Here is a 25,328-nt window from a genome sequence, read left to right on the forward strand (position 1 = left end):
TAGCAAAGGAGAATCCTATGATTGAAATCACTTATCTTGATGCCAGCAAGCAAGAGAGAACCATAACCTTCGAGTCATACGAAGAATTTGAACGTTCTCAACATGCCTGCCTGATTGGTGTCGCAGACTACTATCCTGTCCAAAAAGTAACCTACAAGGGGCATGATTTGGACTACCATGGGACTTATGGAGATGTTTTCTTCTATCTCATGAAACAAGATTTAAGCCAATATAATTAAAAAGGAGAAATACTATGGCAAAAGCAATTACAGATGCAACATTCGAACAAGAAACTAAAGACGGATTGGTCTTGGTAGACTTCTGGGCAACTTGGTGTGGTCCATGTCGTATGCAAGGTCCAATCTTGGACAAATTGTCTGAAGAACTTTCAGAAGATGTCTTGAAGATCGTTAAAATGGACGTTGACGAAAATCCGAATACAGCTCGTGCATTTGGTATCATGTCTATCCCTACTCTTCTCTTCAAGAAAGATGGACAAGTTGTTAAACAAGTGGCAGGTGTTCACACTGCAGAACAAATCAAAGCCATCGTTGCTGAATTGAGTTAATCACAAAACACTCCCACATTTGGTTATGGGAGTGTTTTTTATATATAAAAAACTACCCTCCAAGATGGAGAGTAGGATTTTTTACGATATAGTTGAATTATTCTTCAGTTCCAAGGAAGTTTTTAGCAACAAGAGCTGCAAGAACTCCACCAACGATTGGTGCAAGAATGAAAATCCAAACTTGTTGAAGAGCTGCGCCACCTACCAATACAGCAGGAGCCAAGCTACGAGCTGGGTTTACTGAAAGTCCAGTGATGTTCAATCCAACAAGAATCATAGCCATCAATGACAAACCGATCACCAAACCAGCAATAGCACCATTCCCTTTGCTTGCTGATGTTACAGTCATGATAACCAAAACAAACAAGAATGTTGCGATGACTTCAAACAAGAAACCACCAAATACAGTTACACCGTTTGCCAAGGCATTTTCACCAAGACTTGCAGTTGACATACCTGAATTTGCCAAGAGGAAGAATACCGAAACAGATGCTAAGAAAGCACCAACTACTTGACCAAGGATGTAGTTTACAAGTTCTGAAGATGACAAACGTTTGTTAACAAACATAGCGATAGAAACAGCTGGGTTCAAGTGAGCACCTGAAACAGTTCCGATTGAGAAAGCTGCGACTACGATTGCCAAACCAAAGGCAAAAGCAATTCCAAGGTGTCCAAGACCTTCTGTACCATTTCCAAAAACAACAGCTCCTGTTCCGATGAACACAAGCATAAATGTACCGATTAATTCAGCAACAAATTTTTTCATGTTAAGTCTCCTTTTTTTAAACTATCTATTAGTCTATCAAAATAAGGAAAGGGTTTCAAGAAAATTGATTGGAAAGTTCTTTAAAAATCAGGAAACGACTCGCTTATCCTTAGTACTGAAAGGATTGAATGGCTTCTTTCAAGTCATCTTGTAAAATATGTCTCTTGTCAAGTTGGATATAGACTTCCAACAGACAGGATCTGAAGTTGGAAAATTTATAAAAATCTTCGGTCTCTTCTATCGGAAAGTCAACAGTTTTTATCCAAGAAGCTACTTGTTCCTGCTCTAATTTCCCTTGCAAAATAGGTTCATAAAGTACTCTCGCTAACCGCCAATCCTCATCATTTGTAAAACGAATGGTAACTCTTTTAAATAATTGACCAAGTACATCAAATACTTCATAATCTCTATTTTTAGGAAAATCTTGATGACAAACGACTTCAGTCAAGAGATCCGCTCCATGTGCAAAAGCGTGAACCCAACCATACTGACTTGAAAAACCTGTCGTATCCTTTTCTTTTTTAAGGTAATACAAACCTTGAGACAGCATAGCATTCCTTATATCAGCTTTTAATCCTTTATAGAAAAGAGAGTGCTCATTACCATCTGCAGACAAAAGATTGGCATAAATAAGTGCCCTAAAAGAACGTTTAAGAGCCGAAACTCCTCTACTATCAATCTCTTTGTATAGACCTTCATCAGAGGAGACCTCTTCTGAGATAAACTGAAACTGGTCAAGGGAAAACAACTCTTCTTGAATCCCTCTAGCCAAACTCGTAAAAACAAGTTCATCTCGAATTTCTGGAGAGGGATCTCCTAAATGCTCGAGCAACCACTGAATTTCTTCTCGGCTATAGCTTGGTTTTTCTTCTATCACTTTTCTTTGTAATTTTCGACGCATCTCAAGCACCTCTACATTTCTAGTAACTTATCAAAAAGCCATCCGCAGATGACTTTCTTTCTTATTCTTTTTTTGATGGAGTTTTTCCTGCTGCAATCGCATCTGCTTCTGTCATCTCAACAACGTTGGATTTATTAGTTTTTGAAGGCATTCTATCCTTACTATACCAATAAACTTTTGATTTCCCATTGTTTGCAACATAGACAATTCTATCTTGCTGTTGAGCTTTTGTTTCAGCTTCACGTGCAATTCTTTTTTCTTCTTCCTTTTGAGAAATTAATGACTCAACTGCACCTATTCTATCAAGCAACTCTGTCTTTTTATCATTATTTTCAATCTGATTAACTGTTTCTTTAGCAGACTTCACTTGACTCGCATTTTGACTTTCTTCCAATTGTTTGACTAAGGTTTCACCTTTTTCTTGCAACTCCTTTGCAGCTTTTTCTTTGGCAATTCTCTCTTCTTCTGCTTTTTCTTTAGCTTTTTTCTCTTCTTCGATTCGTTTTGCTTCCTCTATACTAGATGAAGTATCCGTGGTTGAAGCTGTCGAGGTAGTAGATGTCGCAGTCTGCTTAGTTTCTGATTGAGAAGATGAGATTTTCTTTGTGACTGTCGGAGTTTGAAGAGCAACTGCAACAAAACTGACAATGAAAAGCCCGATCATTAAATTTCTTTTTCGAATATCTGGCGATTTCTTTACAAAATACCAAATACCAACTCCGCTCAATACAAGATAGAGAGTGGGCAAAGCAATCAATAAAATTATTCCCAACAAAACTAGACCAATTTTGATAAAATGCATTCTTTTGGGGTCTTGCTCTAGCCATTTTTTGATTCTATTCATATTATTCTCCTAAAACTCTGTCCAATCTTTACTCTCCCAACTGGGCACTGTAAGCTATAATCTGATCAACTGTGTCAGACAAGAACTGAATCGTATCACGAAGTGGTTTATCCGTTGAAATATCTGCTCCTATGATCATTGCTGACTCAAGCGGTGTCTTGCTACCGCCTGACTTGAGGAGATTGAGCCAGTCTCTAGCTCCATTCTCAGAGCTTTTAAGATGGAGATATCCAGCTGTCGAGATGACTAGGCCAGCTGAGTAGGTGTAGCTATATAAGCCCATGTAGTAGTGAGCTTGGCGCATCCAAGTCAAGGCCGCATCGTCGTCAATCTCAATAACATCTCCCCAGAAGTCAGTCAAGACTTCCTTCATAATGCTATTAAGTTTGCTTGCTCCAAAGGTTTCTCCTTCTTCAATCAGTCTATAGACCTTACGCTGGAAGGCTGCTTCCAAGAGGTGGGTGATGAAGTTATGGAAGTAGGTATCCGTCAAGCGATGAGCAAGTGCAAAGCGTTTCTGACGTGGATCATCTGACTGGTTTTCTAAATAATCGCTTAAAAGCAATTCATTGAAGGTTGATGGAGCTTCGACATAGTAGGTCGACATGTGGGCGTTAAAGTAACTCTGATGATTATCCGAAAAGATAAATTGACCAGAATGCCCGATTTCATGAATCAAGGTATAAACATCACTCAAACGACCTGTCCAGCTCATGAGGATATATGGATGCACACGGTAGGGATCAGCTGCATACCCACCAGAATCCTTGCCACTATTAGCGGCAAAGTCAACCCAACGCTCTTCTTGGTAACGAGCAATTTCTTGACTGTATTCTTGACCCAATGGTGCGACTGATTTCATAACCAAATCGTAAGCATCATCAATGCTAACCTCTGGGTTAAGAGCACTATCCAAATCCAATTTCCAATCAGCAAAGGTCATCTTTTCAAGACCATTCACCTTAGCCACATGCTTGAGGTATCTCTGAGCAACTGGCGCAAAGTCCTTCATGATGAGGTCAATCTGGCGGTCAAACATGGCACGGTCTACTTCTTGCTCAGCTAAAAGATAGTCGAATACTGAATCATAACCTTTCATATCTGCCAACAGTTTCTCAGACTTAACCTGAGCAAGATAGGCTGCTGCAGCTGTATTTTGGTGCTTACGTAGTCCTTCTGAGAAGGAACGGAAGGATTTCTCACGGACTTCAGCATCCTCATGGTTTTGATAGAAATTTTCATAGGTCACAAAGCTGTTTTTGTAGGTTTTTCCATTGGCTGCAAAGTCAGCCATTTCGAAATCCCCGGCTCGCATCTTGGTGTAAATATCCTGTGGACTGTAGAAAACTTCGCCAAGATTTGTCAAGGCCTTCTCCACATCAGCCCCAAGATAGTGGGCTTTTTTGATTTTGGCCTGACGAATGGCTGCCGTCAAGTGAGGCAATTCACCCAAACGGTCCAAGACTTCCTCGTCTGCTGCCACCAAGGCGTCGTCAAAGAAGGTCAAGGCTACACTGGCATCTGTCTCGAAGTCCATCCCAGCTTGGGCGATATTGGCAAAATCCTCGTTACTATAGTCCGTCGTCTGAGGCATAAAGGCGTAGTTGCCAATATGACTCATCTGAATGTAGATTTGTTCCAATTCTGCAAAGGCCTTTTCAAAATCTTCAAAAGCGTGAAGATTACCCTTGTAGTCACGGCTAAATTGATTGATGTCTTCACGCGCCTTTTCAATCGCACGCAAGAAGTCCTCACGGTCTTGATATAAGGCTGTCAAGTCCCAAAGTTCCTTTTCAGGAAATTCTGAACGGTGTTTTTGTTCCATGTTTTTCCTCTTATTTCTCTAATTCTAACAAAACACTAATGGCTGATAAGGCATAAAGTGGCGCTGTTTCTGCTCTTAGAATGCGAGGCCCAAGTCCTGCAAGGACTGCTCCTTTAGCCTGGAAGTTTTCGACTTCTGCAGGTGAAAGACCTCCTTCTGGTCCAAAGATAAAGAGCAGTTTAGCTCCTTTTTCAAGATTAGAGACTGCTTGTAGGAGCGCTGCTGATTCTCCTTCTTTGGCTGACTCTTCATAGGCCACCACGATGCGGTCAAACTGGTCGAACTGAGCTAGAAAGTCTGCTTTTTTTTCAAAAAGGGTAATGCTCGGAACATGATTCCGCTTGCTTTGCTCGGCTGCTCCAAGGGCAATTTTTTCTAGTTTTTCGACCTTTTTACCCAGTTTCTTGCCATCCCACTTGGCAACGGACCAGTCTGCAGGGAAGGCCCAGATTTGACTAGCACCTAGTTCCGTCACCTTTTGAGTGATGAATTCTAGTTTATCTCCCTTGGGAAAGCCTGATGCAATGGTTACTTGGACTGGCAGTTCTACATTGTCATCCAATTCCTCAACCAGCTCAAACTGACGCGCCTCCACATTGACCACGCGCGCCAAACGCTTAATACCATCATCAAAAACTAAGGTAACCTCGTCATTTTCCTTCAGGCGCATGACCTGAAACATGTGCTTACTGGTTTCCTTGTCCTCAATGGTGACAGGATAGATTGCACTGCCCTTGACAAAATACTGCTGCATGCTAGCCTCCAATCACACCAGAAATATCCTTGGTCTTCTTGAAGACACAGGCATTCCACTCCCCTTGGATCATGTGGGTTTCAAGGAAAAATCCAGCCGTTTCTGCTGACTCACGCACCATATCCCACTTGTCCTTAATAATGCCACTCATGATCAGGTAACCTTCGTCCTTGACCAAACGATAAGCATCATCTGTCAGATGAATGAGGATATCCGCCAAGATGTTGGCCACGATGACATCTGCCTCAATCTCCACGCCCTTGAGCAAATCGCCTGGGGCTACATGGATGTTTTCCATGCCCGGATTGAGCTCAATATTTTCCTGAGCGACTCGAACCGCTACATCATCCAGGTCATAGGCAAAGATCTCCTTGGCACCTAGGAGTGAGCTCGCAATAGAAAGAACCCCTGAACCAGTCCCTACATCTAGCACTGTTTCGCCACCACGAAGGACCTGCTCCAAGGCAAAAAGACTCATCTTGGTTGTTGGGTGCGTTCCCGTTCCAAAGGCCATGCCAGGGTCCAGCTTGATAATTTTTTCTCCCGCTGTTGCCTCATAGTCCGTCCATGACGGCACGATGGTCAGGTCATGAGTGATGCGAGCTGGTTCATAGTATTTCTTCCAGTTGTCGGCCCAGTCTTCCTCAGCCAAGGCAGTCGTACCAATCTTGACTTCTCCCAGATCCATAAAGTCCGTCAATTCTGCTAAGCGAGCCTGCAAGTCCGCTTCAACCGTTGCCACATCAACTGTTTCCGGATAGTAGGCTGTGACCACGATTTCTTCCTGTTGCTCCACCTCAGGGAAAATCTCACCGAAGCGATCGACGTTGCCCACATAGTCCATACTGTCTTCGATTGCAACACCCTGGGCGCCTAACTCGATCAAGAGATTGGAAACCAACTCCTCTCCCTCACGCTTGACTGTAACTTTTAACTCTTGCCATGTTTCCATCATTAAGATACCAAGCCCGTAAAACACAAAGCCAAAATAGGAAACTCTCTGAAGACAATTTTGTCTAAGAGAAGTTTATCTTTTTGGCACAGTGTTTAGGGCGGGTTCAGTTTAGAAATTTAACCGAACCATCCTTTCTATTTCTCTATCAATTTTTTCATGTAAACCATATCCATACCTTCTTTTTCAGGCTCGATATGGGATTGATGGTAGCCGTTCTTCTCATAAAAAGCAACCATTCCCGCATCCTGTAATACCGTACACAAATCCCATTGTCTAACGTTTGGAAATTCCTCTTCTAGCAAGCGCAATCCCTCAGAGCCATACCCTTGTCCTTGATACTGAGGCAAAATCGCTGCTGTCCCTAACCAAGCTTTCGTTAACTCGTCATTGGTCTGAATTCGAAGAAATCCGATTTTATCTTCATTTTCTTTGACAAAGTAGTAATAGCTATTGGGACGCTCGACTAGTTTCCACTTAATTCGTTCACGGTCCTCCAGATAAGGATCGTATTCATCTTGGTATTTGTCATAGACAGCCTTAAAGCTAGCTCTTTGAATCGCAATGACGTCCTCTAAATCCTCTGCTCCAGCTCGTTCAAGTCTTATCATAAACTCTCCTCCAAATAATCCCTCAATCTCCCTTGTAGCTGAGGCACTGCCTGTTTAGATTTCAAAAACTCCTCAATAGGCATCAGTTTATAGGCCTGTCCTTCATCCCCAAAGGTAATATTTTCAAATTGTTCTTGTCTTAGCTGACCAACCATAAAGACCGATTGCTTGTCTTTAAAGATTACGCTAGGATAAATCTTGCTCCAAAGCAGACAGTCTTCATCTAAATGAATTCCCAGTTCCTCATAAACTTCACGCGCTGCGCACTCGAAAGGACTTTCGTTTCCTTCACGACCACCACCTGGCAACTCCCACATGTTGGGACAAGGGATATCGTCCTTGTCATCACGTAAGATAGTCAGGATTTTATCCCCACAAATCAAGGCAATCTTACAACCTTGGAAATCAGTAACTTCTATTTCCATGCTGGACTCCTAATATCTCGGATAAGGGTAAAATTCTCCTTCTTCCAAACCGACTTTCCCTTCTTCAAAGACTTCTTGGTTCCATTCCATGACGAATTCTTCTGCTTCTGGGTCTTCCAAAAAGTCCATGAGGGCATCTAGTCCAACTTCTGCAGTATCTTTAAGGAATAGCGCAAAATAAGCTAAAAATTCACGAGAAAAACCTTTCTTCGGCAGGTAAGGGATGACTGTGAGATAGTCTTCTGCATTAACTGTTGACTTGGCAGGGTTGTAAAAAAGTACCGCTTCTTCAAAAAGGATATCATCTGACGAAACCTCTCCGTCTTCATCTAACATCTCCACCCCTGCAGCATTTTGTGCCTCTAATAGAAAACTCACTTCAACCGCATGATTGCGCTTGTCCCAGCTAATCTCATAATCAAAAGGAAAGTTCTTGTCCAACTCTTCTTGTAAAACATCTAAAAATCCGTATGTTGCCATTTTGTCCTCTTTCTATACAACTCTTCAATCGCCCCGGATACTCGGAAATATGCTAAAATAGATACTACCATATTACCACATTCGCATCAGAAAATCCATGTTAGAAAGGACTGCTATGCCAGACAATCTCGCGCTTCGTATGCGCCCCAAAACCATCGACCAGGTCATCGGTCAGGAGCATCTAGTTGGACCTGGCAAGATTATCCGCCGTATGGTGGAAGCCAATCGCCTATCCTCTATGATACTCTACGGACCTCCAGGCATCGGAAAAACCAGTATCGCTTCAGCCATCGCTGGAACGACCAAGTATGCTTTTCGGACCTTCAATGCGACAGTTGATAGTAAAAAACGCCTCCAAGAAATTGCTGAGGAAGCTAAATTCTCAGGTGGCCTTGTACTGCTACTAGATGAGATTCATCGTCTTGACAAGACTAAACAAGACTTTCTCCTTCCTCTCTTAGAAAGTGGTCTAGTCATCATGATCGGGGCGACAACTGAAAATCCTTTCTTTTCTGTCACTCCAGCCATCCGTAGTCGTGTTCAGATTTTTGAGTTGGAACCCTTGTCTAACCAAGATGTTAAAGAGGCTGTTCAAATCGCCCTGACTGACCCTGAAAGAGGTTTTGATTTCCCTGTTGAGTTAGATGATAATGCCCTTGATTTTATCGCAACATCGACCAACGGTGACCTCCGTTCTGCCTTTAACTCGCTGGATCTAGCTGTCCTTTCGACTCCGGCTAATGACAAAGGTATCCGCCATATTACACTGGATATCATGGAAAATAGCCTTCAGAGAAGCTACATCACTATGGACAAGGATGGAGACGGACACTATGATGTTCTATCTGCCCTTCAAAAGTCTATCCGCGGATCAGATGTGGACGCTAGTCTCCACTATGCTGCTCGCTTGATAGAAGCTGGTGACCTTCCTAGCCTAGCTCGTCGTTTGACTGTGATTGCTTATGAAGATATTGGCTTAGCCAATCCCGAAGCTCAGATTCATACCGTAACTGCTTTGGATGCTGCGCAAAGAATCGGCTTTCCAGAAGCCCGCATCCTCATTGCCAATGTCGTCATTGATCTGGCTCTTTCGCCTAAGTCTAACTCAGCCTACGTGGCTATAGATAAGGCCTTGGCTGACCTTAAAACATCGGGGCATCTGCCGATTCCACGTCACTTGCGAGATGGACATTATAGCGGTAGCAAGGAACTAGGTAACGCCCAAAATTATCTCTATCCACATAATTATCCTGGTCACTGGGTCAAGCAAGAATACCTACCAGAAAAAATCCGTGACCATCAGTACTTTTCTCCAGAAGATAGTGGAAAATACGAACGGGCCCTGGCTCAACGTAAGGAAACCATTGATAAACATAAAAAATTGTGAAATCCTTTTCAAAAATTTTAATTTTCCCTTGATTTTTTTTGAAAAAGTGGTATCATATAATCATAGAAACGCTGTGGTGTACGACTTCACATTTAAGTGTTGACCGACTATTTTTTGTATTATTAGGGAAACAAAAGTCTTCTAACAGCATGTAGGCCGTCTCACACGGAAACAGCTTAAGTTAGAGCGAGTTGCCCACCTGCTTAATTGCGCGGGTTCAATACAAACCGTGAAGTTTCGGCACCAATACAGCTTTTTATTTGCCTTCTTAGCTCAGTTGGTAGAGCAGTAGACTCTTAATCTATGGGTCGCAGGTTCGAGCCCTGCAGGGGGCATCTAAATCAACAGGAAAAAGCCTTGATTTCAAGGCTTTTTTTGCTTGTCTATAACTGATTTGCCCCGTCATTTGTCCCACATTTTAAATCTATCTTTTCTTTTTGAATCAAATTACATCTTTACAAATAGTGTAAAGCCAGTTACTTTTGCTTTGATTCCATACAATATTTTCATGTAGAGAAGACAAATTTTATCTTCTCTTTTTATTTTCAAAATAATAAAAACTGATTTTCTTTTCATAAATCAGACTGAAACTTCCAAATTTTCCATTTTGTTTATTGATATTTCCTCTAAAAAGGTGTATAATATTTTTATTATCAAACTATACTATACTATATAGGGGGTATTGAAATGAAATTTTCTAATCGTTTACTGCTATTCCTTGCAGGAGTTGTTTTTGTCCTTTTAGCACTCTTTCTATTTACAGACCCAGTAGCTAATCTTGTTGCTTACAGCTGGTGGATTGCATTTGGTTTACTGGTTGCTTCTATAGCAGCTATTTTAGGCTATTTCTCTGTACCAAAAGTGCTTCGCTCACCAGCTCATCTTTTCCAAGGGATTGTTAATCTTCTCTTGGCTCTTTACCTCGTTGCCTATGGCTTTGTGACGCTACCAGTTGTCATTCCAACTATTTTAGGAATTTGGTTAATTGTAGAAGCCATTATAGCTTTCTTTAAAGGCAATCGTCTGGGATTGATTTTCCCTATTATTGGCAACCATATCATGTGGATAGCGTTGCTTGCATTTTTACTAGGTCTAGTGATTTTGTTCAATCCAGTAGCTACAAGTGTCTTTGTCGTTTATGTCGTTGCCTTTGCATTTTTAATTGTTGGTTTCACCTATATCCTTGATGCCTTTCGTAAATAATCTAGCTGCCATTTTGGGCATATTAAAAAAGCTGGGAAGTTACATTCTCAGCTTTTTATTTGCCTTCTTAGCTCAGTTGGTAGAGCAGTAGACTCTTAATCTATGGGTCGCAGGTTCGAGCCTTGTAGGGGCATCTAAATCAACAGGAAAAATCCTTGGTTGCAAGGCTTTTTTTGACGTCCAATAGCTTTTTGTAGCAAAGTATTTAAAAATAAAAGAGAAGAGAATCTCTCACTCTCTTCTCAGTATATCTTATTAAATTTAGTTTTTCTTAATCTACCTGATTTTCCTTTGCGACGACAAATTCTTTAACCAGTCGATAGATAACAGCAAATACGGGGGTAAAGAATATCATCCCAAGTAAGCCAAAGAGATTGCCTCCGATACTAGCAGCCGCAAGCGTGAAAAGGGCTGGCAAACCAATAGACTGACCTACAACTCTAGGATAAATAAGGTTTCCTTCAATCAGCTGTATAACTTGATATAGAAGAAGAGAAAGTAAGGCTTGAGTAGGACTCACTGTGAAGATAAAAATCGCTCCCACAACACAAGCAATCATAGGCCCTACATAAGGAATGAACGATAGCACTCCTGCAAAGATACCTGTCATTACTCCATAGGGTATCCCAAACACGCTGTAGCCAACCGCTATCATAACTCCTATGATAACTGCTTCAATCAGCTGACTCATCAAAAATTGGTCATAAGTCTCTAGTGCTACTTGTCCAATGTAAGTCAACTTTATCACCACCTTCTCTGGAAGAAAAACTTTTAGAAGTCGACTCGTCATCGCTGCCAAATGTTCCTTACTGGATAAAAATAAAAAGGTGAAGACTATAATCAAAAAGGCATTCATCAAACTTGAAAAAATATTGCCGATATTACTAGTCAGACCTGATAAAAAACCTATCAAAGCTTGGCTAATAGAGCTAGACTGTCCCTGAATTCCTGATACGATAGTTGACAGCATGTCTTTGGTTACAAATTCCGAGCTGCCTAGCAATTTCCCAAGTTGAGTCAGGACTGTTGAAAGGACTGTTCCCAGCTGACTAATAGTCTGGGCTAGGGTTGGTAGCACCAAAACCAAAAGACCTATCACGATTAAGATAAGAGCTAGGAAAACAAGTACCATGGCAATCGGACGACGCAACTCTGCCTTTACCTTCATTTTGACTAGGAATTCTTCAATTTTTTTCATGGGAACATTGAGCACAAAAGCAATAACAGCGCCATAAATCAAGGTTGAAGTCACGTCAAAGAAAGAGATTGCTCCTGATATAAAGCTCGACGCATTCAGAATCACAAGAGCAACCAGCCCTATAAAAAGGATTAACGGGGTGTATTTTCTAACTAACTTCATAAATTCTCCTTAATAAACATGTTTAGATACGACTATACTATTTGGTTTTTCAAACTCTCGGTCAAGGTAGGCTTGATAAGTTCCTGGTGCGATAAATCCTTTTGGTGAGAGGATATCTGTTCCAGCCTGACCGACTATGGTATCAGCCAAGAGCACACAGTTTGTAGATAAGACAAAGTAGGATTTAAACTTAGATTTGATAAATTTATAAAGTTCCCCATCTGTCTCATGTCTGATTTTATAAGCGTAGGTGTAGTCTTCCTTACCATCACCTGTCATGATTTTATCTGCACTTGGCTCCCATGGAATCGTCAGTTGTTTCAATTCAGCCAACTTTTTCTGAACTGCTTTTTCCATTTCAGGCGTCAAATCTATCCCATAACCAAAAAGCGTTTTTTGACTCTCACGTTTACATAGGTCAATGTACTTGTCACGATCACAGAAATATAAGACACCATCTCCTACCATGCCAAATAAGGTCTCAGAAGACGGATCATAGTTGCCATAAGAAATAACACGGCCTTGATAGCAGATATCCACATGACCAATTGCCGAAAACAGAGAGGTCTCAGCTGTATGAACAAAAATTTCTAGCTCTGCTGTCTTACCAGACTTCACTATTCCAAGATGGATATCTTCTTCCTCATCAGCATTTTCCAGCATAAATTTGTTAATTTTTGCTAAAGTTCTTGCAGGGATGAGAGCGGCTAGGGCAATAGGTAAGCTCATTCTGACACGACGTTTGAGATGGTTTTTCCCAATTTCCTCCTCAAACAAGAAACCATCACGGATATTGGACACACCATAAAGGAAAAAATAAGCCCCTAATACAAAGAGTTGAAAGACAGAATTTCCTGTAGAGGACAAAAGACTAGTCCCACCAAGAAAAACTAGTACGAGTCCATCTAGTAAGAGACGAAAACGAGGTCGAATTTTGTTTTTGCGGTAGAGAACATAGGTGACAAGGTTAATACTAGCATGAAAAATCTGATAAACTCCAATCACAAGAGCCAAAATATAAATCGGCACATCCGTCGCAAGATTGGAGCCAAGCAAATATCCCAGCACTAACAATTTAACCAGTGCAACTCCCAAGGTGTCCGTTGACTGACTTTTTTTGAAAATACGTAATACTAAATCTAAGACCGTTGCTATCCAAGCTAAAAACAGAACCAGTCGAATAACCGTCACTGGCAACCAAGTTCCCGTGACCATCAAGATAAGACCTAGCAGAACAAACAAGAAACCCTGAACAAGTAATTTCTTACCTGTCAGACCTAAAGAAAGAATTTTTTCCATAAAAGACCTTTCAAAAATAATAATTAAGCCCTTTGATCAAATTGACTGGTAAATAGCTGACGGCACAAACAGCCTGTGCCAGCAAGACATGGCGACTGACTGTAGCAATGTCACCATCTTGTCTTTTGCACTTCTGAAATTTGTTTTATTGAGTCGAAATCAGAGCTTTTAAAAACTAGCTAAACTTGAAAGCTAACCATAATTGCTAGATAAAAAAGGTGCAACCAATCCTTCTTGTAAAGGTAGGAAAGAATTATATCCATTCCATTAATTATTTATATATTACCTATTGTGACACAATACTCACTATAATTCAACTTTTTACCTATTTAAAACCATAAAGCCTACATAACTCTTTGAAGAGAACAAAAATCTGAATGTAATAAGATAGTACCCATTACCCATATTATAATTAGATTATGAATTGAAGCTTTTTGGAACTAAAATTAGGAATAATTGAGAAAGTAGGGAGGGAAATTTTGCTTTTACCCCATTTTGAAATAATTTCATTTTAGATTTTTCTAAGTTTCTTTCAAAGAGCCTGCAGGGGGCATCTAAACAACAGGAAAAAGCCTTGATTTACAAGGCTTTTTTGTTTTTCTAAAAGATTTTCTCTAGATATTTAGCAGAATCCCAAGATAGTTTCTCAATGTTCCACTTCTTCCTTAAATCGTACTTTTCCTTGGCTGTATAATCTCATAATCTTCACAAAGCGAACTGGATTGTTTTGGTTATACAAAAGAAATACTGAAAAGAATAACAAGCCAGCAAACCACAAACCATAGCCTTCATCACCAATCGGTTGGCCAAATTTTAGAGGAAGAATCAAGAAATACAAAAAGTAATAGATAGACACTATATTTACTACAAAGCGGGCAAATCGATAAGGTAAAGCAGACAGTTGTCTAGGATCAAACTGGTTTTTTACAAACAAATTATGAGATGCTGCAAAGAAAAAGACTTTCTCTGTCGTTGGCTGGGCCTTGCGAACATTTTTATAGAGAGCTCGTTCGAGTAAAGCAACTAACGAGAAAAACTGCATCAACCAAAAGAGAAGAATACAGGCTAGACTGAACCAGTTGTAGACACCAATAAACTTGAGTGAAAAGAAGCCCGAAACTGCGGGTCCACCTGCTAGTAAGAGAATTACCAAGTCAGGAATAAAGGAATTCGTGTCACCAGCTTTTTCAGTATTGAGCAACCTACTCTTTGGAGCAGCTAAAGCCTCTCCTGTCTTTTGGTCATAATAAACAGCTTGACCGTCACATTCGCCGATAAAGACACGACGGCGTCCAAGAAAAAACATACATCCCTCTTTCTATTTATGAAAATATGTTGTCAAAGTCCCATAACCATTAGGAATAAATTTTAAGACGAGAAGCCTACTCTTCATATTCTGGGTGTTTGCGTACATAACGCGCCGCCTGAACTCCATCCACTATGAGAGCTGGTAAAAAGAGGTTCATCAAGATGCCCAAGAACACACCAAAGATATTCTCAATGTAACCAGTAAGAATGACTGGCGCTAACACGACAGCAACAGAAGCAACACCAAAGTTGAACGATCGTTCGTGCTTCTTGTCATTGTCATCGCCACCATAAGTCTCCCATCTGTTGAAAGTCCAGATTTTCCCCTGATTTTTAGGAAGATAATACCAGGAGTAGAGACCAGTAGAAAAAAGCAGGATACAGAGAGCTACAAGATTGTAAATAAGTGCCCAGACTGAATAGATTCCGTCATTACCAACTAGCATAAGCAAGCCAATAAATGTCATGTCAACGTTTAAAATCAAAACAAGTATAGAAACAAAAAGATAGATAAAACTCTTAAATCTCACAATAAAACGATCGAAGAATGAGAGTGGGATTGCTACACCACTAATAAACATGCAAATAATGAACAAGATTTTATATATGCCAATACGATCGATATAGGTCGTCCCAAAAAATCCTATAAAAGAGACTCCTAGTGTAATCCAAGGTAGAAGCTTGATATAGCCTAAACTAACCCCATTTGTAATCAAAGGGCCATGGTAACGTTCTTCAATTACTACTTTCTTTTTCTTTGAAGCTTTTGACATAAATACACCTACTTATCTGGTCTGAATGATTTTAACCCCAGTATACCACAAACCATATGCTATGTCATAGGATAGCTAGGAGCCACATCTTGCTAAAAGGTTGACAGAACTTCGCTCCATAGGATATGATGAGAATACTTGGAATTTTAACTCTGCACGATCTTTACTCCTTCTACTGGAAAAGCGTTGGTGAGTTCAATTCTATATCTGGAGGTTTCTATGAAAATCTATTATTCAAAATTTGTCGGTGTCGGCTATCTAGTCCTTGCGGCGGGTGTATTCTTTCAATTTTCCTTTTTCCTCGCGCATGGATTGATTGACTTTTCCCAGCTTAGTCTTCTTACTGTGGTTCCAACCATCCTCTTTTTCGCTGCTATCTATGCAACGATTGCAGGCATCAAAAGACTGACTAGTCGTAGGCTTTCCTTTGAATTCACCTTTGAAGGTATTTATGTCTATCCTGGGCTCTTCTTTTCCAAGGAAATCTTCATCCCTAAAGAAGAATTGTTGCGAGCATCGTATGTTGAAGTGGATGTCAGTGACCCTGACCATGTCAACAGCAAGGCTTACTATTTAGACTTCAATCTGAGAGAGGTCACCCAGCTAGAAGATATTTCTAAGTCAAACGTCATCATCGATACAAGTGTTCTGATATTGCGTCTCTCCCTGAGCCTCTGTCGATTTAGAGAGGAAGAAAAAGCCGAATTGGCGACCTATCTAAAAGAAAACTACGGCATTGATTTCTTATATTAGTAAGTAAAAAAGCCCTACATCAGGGCTTTTTGTGTTGTTAGCGATTTAGCACTTGCGCTTCAAAGTGGGCAGGTTTATCGTCCAACTTAAACGTCGTGTAAATTTAAATGCTTAAAATTTTGTGCTTCGAAAACTTTTAAAAAAGTAAGAGCATTTCTACACCCTTACTTCTTACTAGTATTCTTAGTTACGGTAAAAATGACTATCTTTGTCACTTGGTGATTGGCCAATAGACAAGACTTCTTGACTACCATCTGTACCTGTCAATTCATTTTGGACTCCAGCTGGAGTGTAGATAAGGCGAGCACCTTCTCCTCCATCAACAAGTTGGATGCCTGCTAAGTAATAACCATCTTTTTCCTCTACTCGGCCCATCTCGTAATTAAAAGTTCCTTTTGAACTTTGGATCGTTACAATCCCATCAGCTGTAACTGTTGCAGTTGTTCCTGCATAGTTCTCCCAAGTTCCCACGAATTTAGAGTAAGCTTCTTGTGACTTTTGCTTCTCTTCCTTTTGTTCTGCTTGAGTCGTTTTAGCATCTGACACACTACTTGCCTCAGACTTCTGCTCCTCTTTTTGGCCTGCTTCTGTTTTACTTGCTGAAGCCGTCGTTACTTGAGTTGTTGTTTCCTTTTGGTTTGAAGCTGAAGTATTCTTGTCAGCCTTTCCACCACAAGCAGCTAATGTAATAGCAGCTAACAAGGTCAGTACTGATAGACTTGTATAGCGCAATGTTTTATTAGTCATAAAAATCTCCTTTGAAATATGGTCGTTTAAAGTGGCTAGCCTAGTTTTACATATAATTTTGATGGCTAACTCATTGCTTTCAGTGTATCATTTATTTCGTTTTTATTCAATAGCTACCCTACATAGAAAAAAGACTCATCCTTTTAGGAATTAGCCCTTCTTCCTCTATTCTTTATTTTATTGCTTTTTAATAGATAAACATGGCATCGCCAAAGCTAAAGAAACGGTATTTCCCATCGATAGCATGTTGGTAGGCTTTGAGGACCAATTCACGGCCTGCAAAAGCTGAGACAAGCATGACCAAGGTAGACTTTGGCAAATGGAAATTAGTAGAAAAAGCATCCACCACCTTCCAGTCATAGCCTGGCTTGATAAAGATATTGGTCCAGCCAGAATCGGCCTGGATTTGGCCGTCAAACTTGCTTCCGATAGTCTCTAGTGTACGGATAGAGGTTGTCCCCACAGCAATGATACGGCCACCATTTTCTTTGACCTGACGCAAGGTCGCTGCAGCTTCCTCAGACAATTGATAAAACTCTGAGTGCATCTCGTGCTCATCCAGATTATCTACTGAAACAGGTCTAAAGGTCCCAAGTCCAACATGCAAGGTCAGGTAGACTAGGTGAACGCCTTTATGCTGGATCTCTTCTAGTAGTTCTTTTGTAAAATGAAGGCCTGCAGTCGGAGCAGCGGCTGAGCCACTCTCCTTGGCATAGACGGTCTGGTAACGTTCACGATCATCCAATTTTTCGTGGATATATGGAGGCAAAGGCATTTCTCCCAGACTTTCAAGTACTTCTAGGAAAATTCCTTCATACTCAAAACGGACAATACGACCGCCATGGGTTAATTCCTCAGTCACGACTGCGCTAAGTCGACCATCACCAAAGACAACACGAGTACCAACCTTGAGACGTTTGGCTGGTTTCGCCAAGACTTCCCACTCGTCTCCTGCTGTGTTTTTCAAAAGCAATAGTTCAACGTGGCCCCCTGTTTCTTCCTTTTGACCATGAAGTCGGGCTGGCAAGACACGGGTATCATTCATAACCAGGGCATCACCTGGCTCTAGCATGTCAATAATGGAGTGAAAGTGGCGATCTTGAAATTCTCCAGTTTTGCGATTGACCATCAAGAGTTTAGAGGCATCGCGCTTTTCCAAAGGAGTCTGAGCAATCAATTCCTCCGGCAAGTGAAAATCAAAATCATTTGTATTTAATGTCGTCATTCTTCTTTTCTCTTCTCATTTATTCAAATTACTTATCAAAGCGAACTTCTTCAAGTAGGTACTCGATGAAGCGTTCACCCATCTTAGACAAGCTAGTTTTCTCATGCTGGATATAAACCAATTCAATGGGATCATCAATATCAAGTGGAATCGAAACGATATTGTCTCCATTGAGGTTACTATTAAGGATACCAGTCGCGATGGTATAGCCGTCCAAACCAATCAAAAGATTGAACAAGGTCGCACGGTCACTAACAACGATGGATTTCTTGTGGTGTTCCTGAGACAAAATCTCCTCTGAGAAATAGAAGGAATTATGGGTACCTTGGTCATAGCTCAAATATGGGAAGTCTTCTAGGTCTGCCAACTGCACCTTGTCTCTCTTAGCAAGAGGGTTGGTCTTGCTGACAAAGATATGGGGTTGGGCTGTAAAGAGATGGTGGGCAATGAGATGGTTGTCGTCCAACATCTTCGAAAGAACATCCCGGTTATAGCTATTTAAAAAGAGAACTCCCACTTCACTTCGGAAGTTCTTGACGTCGTCGATGATCTCCCAAGTTCTGGTTTCACGCAAAAAAAGCTCGTACTTTTCCATATCGCTTTTCTTGAGCAAGGAAACAAAGGCATTAACTACAAAAGCATAGTGTTGTGAAGACACACTAAAAAGCTCGCGATGAGCGATTGGGTTCTTATAGCGTTCTTCTAGAAGTTGAGTTTGCTCGACAACCTGACGGGCATAAGATAGAAACTCCATCCCATCACGTGTAAGGGTAATTCCCTTAGGATTTCGGATAAAAATCTCAATTCCCATCTCATTTTCTAAATCACGAACGGCATTTGATAGACTCGGTTGCGTAATGAAAAGTTGCTTGGCAGCCTCATTCATCGAACCAGTCTCTACGATTTTGATAATATAGTGTAATTGTTGAATTCTCATGTTTTTATTGTACCATACTTGAGGCAATATAAAAAGGAACAGTCACTGAAAGCCAAGCTAGCCGCATATCAGTCTTTTTTTGCAGCTCATAAAAAAGAGGTTGGAAGATTTCCAACCTCTTTATCTGTTCTAGCAGTTAAAACTAGCTGTCTTTTTTCCAAAAGATGGCTAATAAAATCATGGCGCCTAAAACTGATGGGATAATAGCCGTATCAGCTAAGATAGGCCCCCAAGTTCCAAAAAGCATTTGACCCAGGAAAGCACCAATCCAACCCAGGAACATTTTCCCAAAGCATCCCATCCGTTCTCCACGATTGGTGATAGCTCCTGCTAATAGTCCGATCAAAAGACCGACAAACATACTTCCAATCATAGTTTCTCCTTAAATTGCCCAATCTCCATTGCGGAAGAGTGGTACGCGTGTTCCATCCTCACGGATACCATCGATATCCATTTGGTTCGAACCGATCATAAAGTCAACGTGAACATCTGAACGATTAAGTCCTGCAGCTTCTAGCTCTTCTTCACTCATCTCAGCTCCACCAACAACGCTCGTTGCATAGGCTGCACCAATAGCCAAATGATTTGAAGCATTTTCATCGAAAAGGGTGTTAAAGAAGGTAATACCTGATTGAGAAATTGGGCTTGGATCTGGTACCAAGGCACATTCACCCAAGGCACGCGCACCAGCATTCTTAAAGACAAGGTCCTTCATTACTTGATCACCTTTTTCAGCAGTAATATCAACGATTTGACCATTTTCAAAGGTCACTTTGATGCCTTCGATAATATTTCCATTGTAGCTAAGAGGTTTTGTAGAAGTGACATAACCATCTGCACGACGGAAGTCAGGTGCTGTAAAGACTTCTTCTGTTGGCATATTTGGCAAGAAACCTTCGCCTTGAGCATTAACTGCACCAGCTGATTCCCACACGTGGTTCTTCGGCAATCCAAGTGTCAAGTCTGTTCCAGGCGCTGTGTAGTGAAGGGCTGAGAATTGCTCTTTGTTCAGCATCTCTGCCTTGCTCTTCAAGATTGCTGCATGTTCTTCCCAAGCCTTAACTGGATCTTCTTCGTAGACACGGCAAGTCTTGAAGATTTGGTCCCAAAGGAGATCCACTGCTTCTTCGTCACTAGCCGCATTTGGAAAGACTTTCTTAGCCCACTCAAGTCCAGCAGCCGCTGCTACAGTCCAGCTAACCTTGTTAGATTGAGTTGCGATACGCATTGGCTTCATGGCAATTCCCATAGCTTTAGCAGAAGCTGAGAGCTTTTCAGCATCCACTCCGTTTAAGGCACCTGGGTCAGAAGAACGAACACCAAGACGACTTGCTTTGTTTTCAAGAAGGTAGTTCATCTCAGCAATCTTGTATTCTGGTACATTGTCCAAACGCTCCATCGGCGCGTGAAGAAATTTCTCACGGTTAACAAAGTCATCTGCCCATTGAACGATAACTTCGTGCGCTCCAAGTGCATAGGCTTCTTTGACGATTAAGTGAGCCAACTCACGTTGCTCCACATCGATAGAGAGAGCCAAGGTATGACCAGGTTGCACGTTCACTCCGTTTGCAACCAAGAGCTTAGCATATTTTTCTAGATTTTCTTTAAAATTTGGTAAAACCATCTTGTTTCTCTTTTCTATTTTTATTTTTCTTTCAAAGCAGAAAATAATTCTGCTAAAGCAATAGCACTAGACAATAGTGCTGTTGATAGAAGAATTGTCTGATCAGCAAGTTCCAATTGATACTCAAACACCTTCTCAGCTGACTTGTCTTCCGCAAAAATTCTTAGTTTCATGAAATGTCCTCCAAGATCTTAAAACAAATCATCAAACAAACTCAACTGATTATCCTCTGGCATATTGCCGAGAATTCCCATTTCATCCATCTTTTCAACCAAGGTTGAGGAAAGTCCTCCACGCTTGCGCAACTCAGTTTTAGAGAGGAATTCTCCCTCTTGACGGGCACGAACCAGTTGCTTGGCAACGTTCTCTCCCAGACCATCCATAGCGACAAACGGCGGGATAAGGGTGTCTCCATCAATGATAAATTCGGTCGCATCACTGCGATAGAGGTCCAATTTACCGAACTTAAAGCCACGTTCCCACATCTCATTGACGATTTCAAGTGTTGTGTAAAGGTCAATCTCAACATTAGAAGCTTCATTGTTCTTGCGTTTTTCAGCAATTTCTTGCATCTTGCGTTTAATAGCATCCAAGCCTGCCCCCATAGTTTTGATATCAAAGGCCTTGGCACGGATGGAGAAGTAAGCACAATAATAATAAATCGGATGGTGAACCTTGAAGTAGGCCACGCGAAGGGCCATCATAACGTAGGCTGCCGCATGGGCTTTAGGGAACATGTACTTGATTTTTCCACAAGATTCGATATACCACTCAGGCACATTATTGGCCTTCATGGCTTCGATATAACCATTGCGCTCTTCTTCTGAGATTTTGAGCCACATTCCCTTACGCACTCGTTCCATGATGGTAAAAGCCATCTTTGGATCTAGACCAGCGTGCATGAGGTAAACCATGATGTCGTCCCGACATCCGATAACGGTTGATAGGTCCGCAATTCCAGCCTTAATCAAGTCTTGGGCATTTCCCAACCATACGTCGGTACCGTGAGACAAACCAGAAAGCTGAAGCAACTCAGCAAAGGTCGTCGGATGGGTTTCATCAACCATCCCTCGAACAAAGTTAGTCCCAAATTCTGGAATACCAAGCATGCCAGTTGAGGTACCTATTTGTTCAGGTGTCACTCCAAGGATATCTGTACCTGAGAAAAGGGCCATGACACCAGGATCATCCATAGGAATATCATTTGGATCAATCCCTGACAAGTCCTGGAGCTTGCGAATCATGGTCGGATCATCATGTCCTAGAACATCGAGCTTGAGGACGTTCTCATCGATATCGTGGAAGTTAAAGTGAGTGGTCTGCCATTCAGCAGTGATATCATCTGCAGGATACTGCACAGGAGTAAAGTCATAGACATCCATATAGTTAGGGATAACAACGATTCCCCCTGGGTGCTGTCCAGTCGTCCGTTTGACACCAGCAGCTCCTTGGGCTAGGCGCTCAACTTCGGCTTCTCGGTAGAATTTGCCATAGTCACGCTCGTAACCCTTGACAAATCCATAGGCTGTCTTGGCAGCCACCGTACCTACCGTTCCTGCACGGAAGGCATATTCTTCCCCGAAGATATCACGGACGTCCAAGTGGGCGCTAGGCTGGTCCTCACCTGAGAAGTTCAAATCGATATCGGGTACCTTATCTCCATCAAAACCAAGAAAAGTCTCGAAAGGAATATCCTGGCCATTTTTGCTGAGCTTGTGACCACAATTTGGACAGTCTTTATTGGGCATATCAAATCCTGAACCGTAAGAACCATCCGTGATAAATTCACTATATTTACACTGCCCACAGACATAGTGAGGAGAGAGAGGATTAACCTCCGTAATCCCAATCATGGTCGCAACGAAACTGGATCCAACAGACCCACGGGAACCAACCAAGTAGCCTCGTTCGTTGGAGCGCTGTACTAGCATTTGTGAAGCCAGATAAATCACGGCAAATCCATTCCCCAAGATAGAGGTTAGTTCCTTTTCAATCCGTAAATCAACGATATCTGGCAGTGGATTTCCATAGACTTCAAAAGCTTTTTTATAGGTTAGCTCGGCGACCGTTTCCTCAGCTTGTTCAATGAAAGGTGTATACAAGTCGCCTTTAACGACCTCAACAGGCTCAAAGATTTCTGCCATGGCATTGGTATTTTCAATGACAATCTTGCGAGCCAAGTCTTCCCCTAAAAAGGCAAACTCATCCAACATTTCATTGGTTGTTCTAAAGTGTGCCTTGGGTAGCGGAGCTGGTTGAGCAGCTTCTCCATGACCGATCGTTCGGTTAATCATAGCCCCCTGACCTAGACTGCGGACGATGATTTCTCGATAAATCTCATCCTCAGGTTCGATATAGTGGACATTTCCTGTCGCAAGAACTGGCTTACCGAGACGGTCTCCGACCTCAATCAAACTCTTGATAATGGTCTGAAGTTCCTCTATATCCTTGACCTGCTCTTTGGCAATCAGAGGCGCATAGATAGCCGGAGGCATGACCTCGATAAAATCATAGTATTTGGCTACTTCGACTGCCGCATCTACACCTTGTGATACGACTGCATCAAAGACTTCCCCTTCCGTACAGGCTGAACCTAAGATCAAACCTTCTCGATGGGCATCTAGTACCGTACGTGGAATCCGTGGAACTCCTTCAAAATACTGGGTATTAGAGAGGGAAACCAGCTTAAAGATATTTTTCAAGCCCACTTGATTTTTCACATAGATGGTCGCATGCTTGACTCGAGCTTTTTTATAAGAATCCGGACTGATTAAATCAAGGTTTAATCGTGCCAAGTTAGTAACACCGTGTTTTTCTGCTACTTCCTTGATAAAGATAAAGAGCAGTCGGCCAGTTGCTTCCGCATCATAGTTGGCCATATGGTGGTGTTCTAGAGCTACACCAAAACGTTTGGTCAAGGGTCCCAAACCATGACGTTTGTACTCAGGATAGAGATTTCTAGCGAACTCTAGCGTATCGATGACAGGTTGAGTAATTTTTGGAAGACCATGACGCTCATAGTTGGCATTCATAAAGCCAACGTCAAAGCTTGCATTATGGGCTACAAGAACGGTATCTTTACAGAATTCTTGGAATTCTTTCAGAACTTGAACCAAGGGTTTAGCGTTTTTCACATGGTCATCAGTAATCCCTGTCAATTCAGTTGTAAAGGCTGATAAGGGGTGCCCAGGATTGATAAATTCATCAAACTCAGCGATGATATTACCCTTATACATCTTGGAAGCCGCCACTTGAATCAAGTCATTATAGATAGCTGATAGACCTGTCGTTTCCACGTCAAAGACTACATAGGTAGTTTCAGACAAATTCATCTCAACTTCGTTGTAGACGATAGGAACACGATCTTCTACGATATTGGCTTCCATCCCATAAATGAGCTGAATACCAGCTTTCTTGGCAGCCTTATAGCCGTGAGGAAAGGACTGAACATTTCCATGGTCTGTGATTGCCACTGCTTTGTGCCCCCATTTAGCTGCTGTTCCAACGATTTCCTCAACCTCAGGAAGAGCATCCATAGTCGACATATTGGTATGGGCATGAAACTCAACACGACGCTCGCCTTCTGGCATCAAATCCTTACGTTCATAGTGAACTACTTCCTGCACATCTTGTACATTCATGGTCAAATCTCGTGTGAAATTATTGACCTCGACATTTCCACGAACACGGAGCCATGAATTTTTCTTGATGATATCAAACTTCTGAGCTTCCTCTTCATTTTTGACCCATTTTTGCATAGAGAAACTAGACGTATAGTCAGTCATCTTGAAATTAATCAAGACACGACCCGTTCTAGTCACTTTATGTTCCACATCAAAGACAACCCCTTCAAAAACAAGTCGATTTTCTTCGGTATTGACCTCAATCATTGGAGTTATCTCTGCCTTGTCAAGTTTAGGCTTGGCAGCTGCCTTCTTGGCTTGGAAATCAAAGACAGGTTTGTCCTCAACTTGAGGTGGCGGTGCCATCTGTTCTAACTGTTCCATAGCTCGAAGGGTCTCATCATTGGCAGCCTGAACAATCATTTGATTCTCTGTATGGAAGGCTTCTTGTTCTTCCTTGGTCAGGTCCTCATTTTTTTCCAATCGGAAGGTTAATTTAGGAAAACCAAATTCTTCCAACTTTTTGACAAGATTAGGCAGGTGATTTTTCCTGAAATGCTCTGTATCTGCTGCTTCAGAGGCCTCAATAATCAATTGATCATTTTCAATCCGAACCTGAAAATCCTGATACATGGTCCGAAATCCTTGACTAGAACAAGGCCTATCTGAAAAAGCCTCCCGATAGTAGGCCTGTAAAAGCTCTCTTGAAAAATCTTGACCTTTCGTTTTAATCTCGAAAGTCGCTTGATTTCCCGTTTTTGAAAATTCTTCTTTCAATCCCTTCTTCAATGCTAAAAAGAGTTCAAAGGGGAGGATATTTTCAAATACAAAACGAAACTCCCAGATTTTACTGCGCTTATGCACAAGAACTTGTTCAATTTCAGCCTGGAAGAAGGCTTCATGATTTCTTATCTCAGCGGGGATTCCCAACTGATTCATTAAAATTTCAAAAGTAGTTGACAT

Annotated in this window: 25 protein-coding genes, 2 tRNA genes and 1 other RNA gene; 8 read left to right on the top strand and 20 right to left on the bottom strand. The window is 41.5% G+C overall.

The genetic code is table 11. The features are described 5' to 3' along the window. The first annotated feature begins 17 nt into the window (after positions 1-17). Together FN031_RS06505 and trxA are read left to right on the top strand one after the other, a co-directional pair. Positions 18-239: a DUF4649 family protein gene (locus FN031_RS06505; RefSeq protein WP_075565789.1), complete on the top strand. Its 222-nt coding sequence runs from the start codon at positions 18-20 to the stop codon at positions 237-239. Between the two features lie 14 nt (positions 240-253). Beyond that, complete coding sequence (gene trxA / locus FN031_RS06510; protein ID WP_001029581.1) at positions 254-568, top strand: thioredoxin; 315 nt, start codon at positions 254-256, stop codon at positions 566-568. A 97-nt stretch (positions 569-665) separates the two neighbouring features. On the opposite strand, the gene FN031_RS06515 is transcribed toward trxA, so the two are convergent. From FN031_RS06515 to FN031_RS06555, 9 genes are all read right to left on the bottom strand, one after another. Next, positions 666-1,334, bottom strand: coding sequence for an MIP/aquaporin family protein (locus FN031_RS06515; protein ID WP_075565787.1), 669 nt, complete (start codon positions 1,332-1,334; stop codon positions 666-668). A 109-nt stretch (positions 1,335-1,443) separates the two neighbouring features. Then, positions 1,444-2,235, bottom strand: coding sequence for a DUF2785 domain-containing protein (locus FN031_RS06520; RefSeq protein WP_142558705.1), 792 nt, complete (start codon positions 2,233-2,235; stop codon positions 1,444-1,446). A 61-nt stretch (positions 2,236-2,296) separates the two neighbouring features. Continuing rightward, positions 2,297-3,079 (bottom strand): deoxyribonuclease, encoded by a 783-nt coding sequence (locus FN031_RS06525; RefSeq protein WP_142558707.1) that lies wholly within the window; start codon positions 3,077-3,079, stop codon positions 2,297-2,299. Between the two features lie 28 nt (positions 3,080-3,107). Next, positions 3,108-4,904 carry an oligoendopeptidase F gene (gene pepF / locus FN031_RS06530; RefSeq protein WP_142558710.1) on the bottom strand — a complete coding sequence of 599 codons (1,797 nt, stop codon included), beginning with the start codon at positions 4,902-4,904 and terminating at the stop codon, positions 3,108-3,110. Positions 4,905-4,914: 10 nt separating this feature from the next. Continuing rightward, a complete protein-coding gene (locus FN031_RS06535) occupies positions 4,915-5,658 on the bottom strand; it encodes a 16S rRNA (uracil(1498)-N(3))-methyltransferase (protein WP_142558712.1) in 744 nt (247 codons plus the stop codon). A gap of 1 nt (position 5,659) precedes the next feature. Further along, positions 5,660-6,610 (bottom strand): 50S ribosomal protein L11 methyltransferase, encoded by a 951-nt coding sequence (gene prmA / locus FN031_RS06540; RefSeq protein ID WP_142559098.1) that lies wholly within the window; start codon positions 6,608-6,610, stop codon positions 5,660-5,662. 137 nt (positions 6,611-6,747) lie between these two features. Further along, positions 6,748-7,221, bottom strand: a complete 474-nt coding sequence (locus FN031_RS06545) for a GNAT family N-acetyltransferase (RefSeq protein WP_142558714.1) — start codon at positions 7,219-7,221, stop codon at positions 6,748-6,750. Next, a complete protein-coding gene (locus tag FN031_RS06550) occupies positions 7,218-7,646 on the bottom strand; it encodes an NUDIX hydrolase (RefSeq protein WP_142558715.1) in 429 nt (142 codons plus the stop codon). Before FN031_RS06550 ends, FN031_RS06545 begins: the two co-directional genes overlap by 4 nt. Before the next feature lie 9 nt (positions 7,647-7,655). Continuing rightward, positions 7,656-8,126 carry a DUF3013 family protein gene (locus FN031_RS06555; protein WP_016466255.1) on the bottom strand — a complete coding sequence of 157 codons (471 nt, stop codon included), beginning with the start codon at positions 8,124-8,126 and terminating at the stop codon, positions 7,656-7,658. A gap of 115 nt (positions 8,127-8,241) precedes the next feature. On the opposite strand from FN031_RS06555, the gene FN031_RS06560 reads away from it, so the two are divergent. The 5 genes from FN031_RS06560 (at position 8,242) to FN031_RS06575 (ending at position 10,850) form a co-directional block, all read left to right on the top strand. Further along, entirely contained in the window at positions 8,242-9,513 is a 1,272-nt protein-coding gene (locus FN031_RS06560; RefSeq protein ID WP_142558717.1) for a replication-associated recombination protein A, read from the top strand. A 65-nt stretch (positions 9,514-9,578) separates the two neighbouring features. Beyond that, a non-coding RNA gene (gene ssrS, locus FN031_RS09225) (6S RNA) lies at positions 9,579-9,772 on the top strand. A gap of 3 nt (positions 9,773-9,775) precedes the next feature. Next, a tRNA-Lys gene (locus FN031_RS06565) sits at positions 9,776-9,848 on the top strand. Between the two features lie 352 nt (positions 9,849-10,200). Next, positions 10,201-10,716: a DUF308 domain-containing protein gene (locus FN031_RS06570; protein ID WP_020900386.1), complete on the top strand. Its 516-nt coding sequence runs from the start codon at positions 10,201-10,203 to the stop codon at positions 10,714-10,716. A 60-nt stretch (positions 10,717-10,776) separates the two neighbouring features. Next, positions 10,777-10,850, top strand: a tRNA-Lys gene (locus FN031_RS06575). A gap of 137 nt (positions 10,851-10,987) precedes the next feature. Here FN031_RS06575 and FN031_RS06580 read toward each other — a convergent pair. The 4 genes from FN031_RS06580 to FN031_RS06595 all read right to left on the bottom strand — a co-directional run bounded on the left by FN031_RS06580 (position 10,988) and on the right by FN031_RS06595 (position 15,456). Continuing rightward, positions 10,988-12,076, bottom strand: coding sequence for an AI-2E family transporter (locus FN031_RS06580; protein WP_185928454.1), 1,089 nt, complete (start codon positions 12,074-12,076; stop codon positions 10,988-10,990). Positions 12,077-12,085: 9 nt separating this feature from the next. After that, positions 12,086-13,375: a DUF308 domain-containing protein gene (locus tag FN031_RS06585; RefSeq protein WP_142558719.1), complete on the bottom strand. Its 1,290-nt coding sequence runs from the start codon at positions 13,373-13,375 to the stop codon at positions 12,086-12,088. Positions 13,376-14,021: 646 nt separating this feature from the next. After that, positions 14,022-14,681, bottom strand: coding sequence for a hypothetical protein (locus tag FN031_RS06590; protein WP_142558721.1), 660 nt, complete (start codon positions 14,679-14,681; stop codon positions 14,022-14,024). A gap of 76 nt (positions 14,682-14,757) precedes the next feature. Continuing rightward, positions 14,758-15,456, bottom strand: a complete 699-nt coding sequence (locus tag FN031_RS06595) for a hypothetical protein (RefSeq protein WP_142558723.1) — start codon at positions 15,454-15,456, stop codon at positions 14,758-14,760. Between the two features lie 219 nt (positions 15,457-15,675). On the opposite strand from FN031_RS06595, the gene FN031_RS06600 reads away from it, so the two are divergent. Continuing rightward, positions 15,676-16,209 (top strand): hypothetical protein, encoded by a 534-nt coding sequence (locus tag FN031_RS06600; protein WP_142558725.1) that lies wholly within the window; start codon positions 15,676-15,678, stop codon positions 16,207-16,209. Positions 16,210-16,392: 183 nt separating this feature from the next. Here the strand turns inward: FN031_RS06600 and FN031_RS06605 are convergent, their stop codons facing one another. From FN031_RS06605 to FN031_RS06635, 7 genes are all read right to left on the bottom strand, one after another. Further along, complete coding sequence (locus FN031_RS06605) at positions 16,393-16,956, bottom strand: ABC transporter substrate-binding protein (protein ID WP_142558728.1); 564 nt, start codon at positions 16,954-16,956, stop codon at positions 16,393-16,395. 187 nt (positions 16,957-17,143) lie between these two features. After that, positions 17,144-18,181: a tRNA preQ1(34) S-adenosylmethionine ribosyltransferase-isomerase QueA gene (gene queA / locus FN031_RS06610; protein WP_142558730.1), complete on the bottom strand. Its 1,038-nt coding sequence runs from the start codon at positions 18,179-18,181 to the stop codon at positions 17,144-17,146. Positions 18,182-18,209: 28 nt separating this feature from the next. Then, positions 18,210-19,118: a LysR family transcriptional regulator gene (locus FN031_RS06615; protein ID WP_142558732.1), complete on the bottom strand. Its 909-nt coding sequence runs from the start codon at positions 19,116-19,118 to the stop codon at positions 18,210-18,212. A 142-nt stretch (positions 19,119-19,260) separates the two neighbouring features. Beyond that, the gene (locus FN031_RS06620; protein ID WP_006154630.1) at positions 19,261-19,491 is read right to left on the bottom strand and encodes a GlsB/YeaQ/YmgE family stress response membrane protein; all 231 of its coding nucleotides are present in this window, start codon (positions 19,489-19,491) and stop codon (positions 19,261-19,263) included. Between the two features lie 9 nt (positions 19,492-19,500). Continuing rightward, on the bottom strand, positions 19,501-20,742 hold the full coding sequence (locus tag FN031_RS06625; protein ID WP_142558734.1) for an aminopeptidase: 1,242 nt from the start codon (positions 20,740-20,742) through the stop codon (positions 19,501-19,503). Positions 20,743-20,762: 20 nt separating this feature from the next. After that, positions 20,763-20,915, bottom strand: coding sequence for a hypothetical protein (locus tag FN031_RS06630; RefSeq protein WP_142558736.1), 153 nt, complete (start codon positions 20,913-20,915; stop codon positions 20,763-20,765). 18 nt (positions 20,916-20,933) lie between these two features. Further along, positions 20,934-25,328, bottom strand: a complete 4,395-nt coding sequence (locus FN031_RS06635) for a PolC-type DNA polymerase III (protein ID WP_142558738.1) — start codon at positions 25,326-25,328, stop codon at positions 20,934-20,936.

The organism is Streptococcus mitis, assembly GCF_902159415.1.
Taxonomy (GTDB): Bacteria; Bacillota; Bacilli; order Lactobacillales; family Streptococcaceae; genus Streptococcus; species Streptococcus mitis_BG.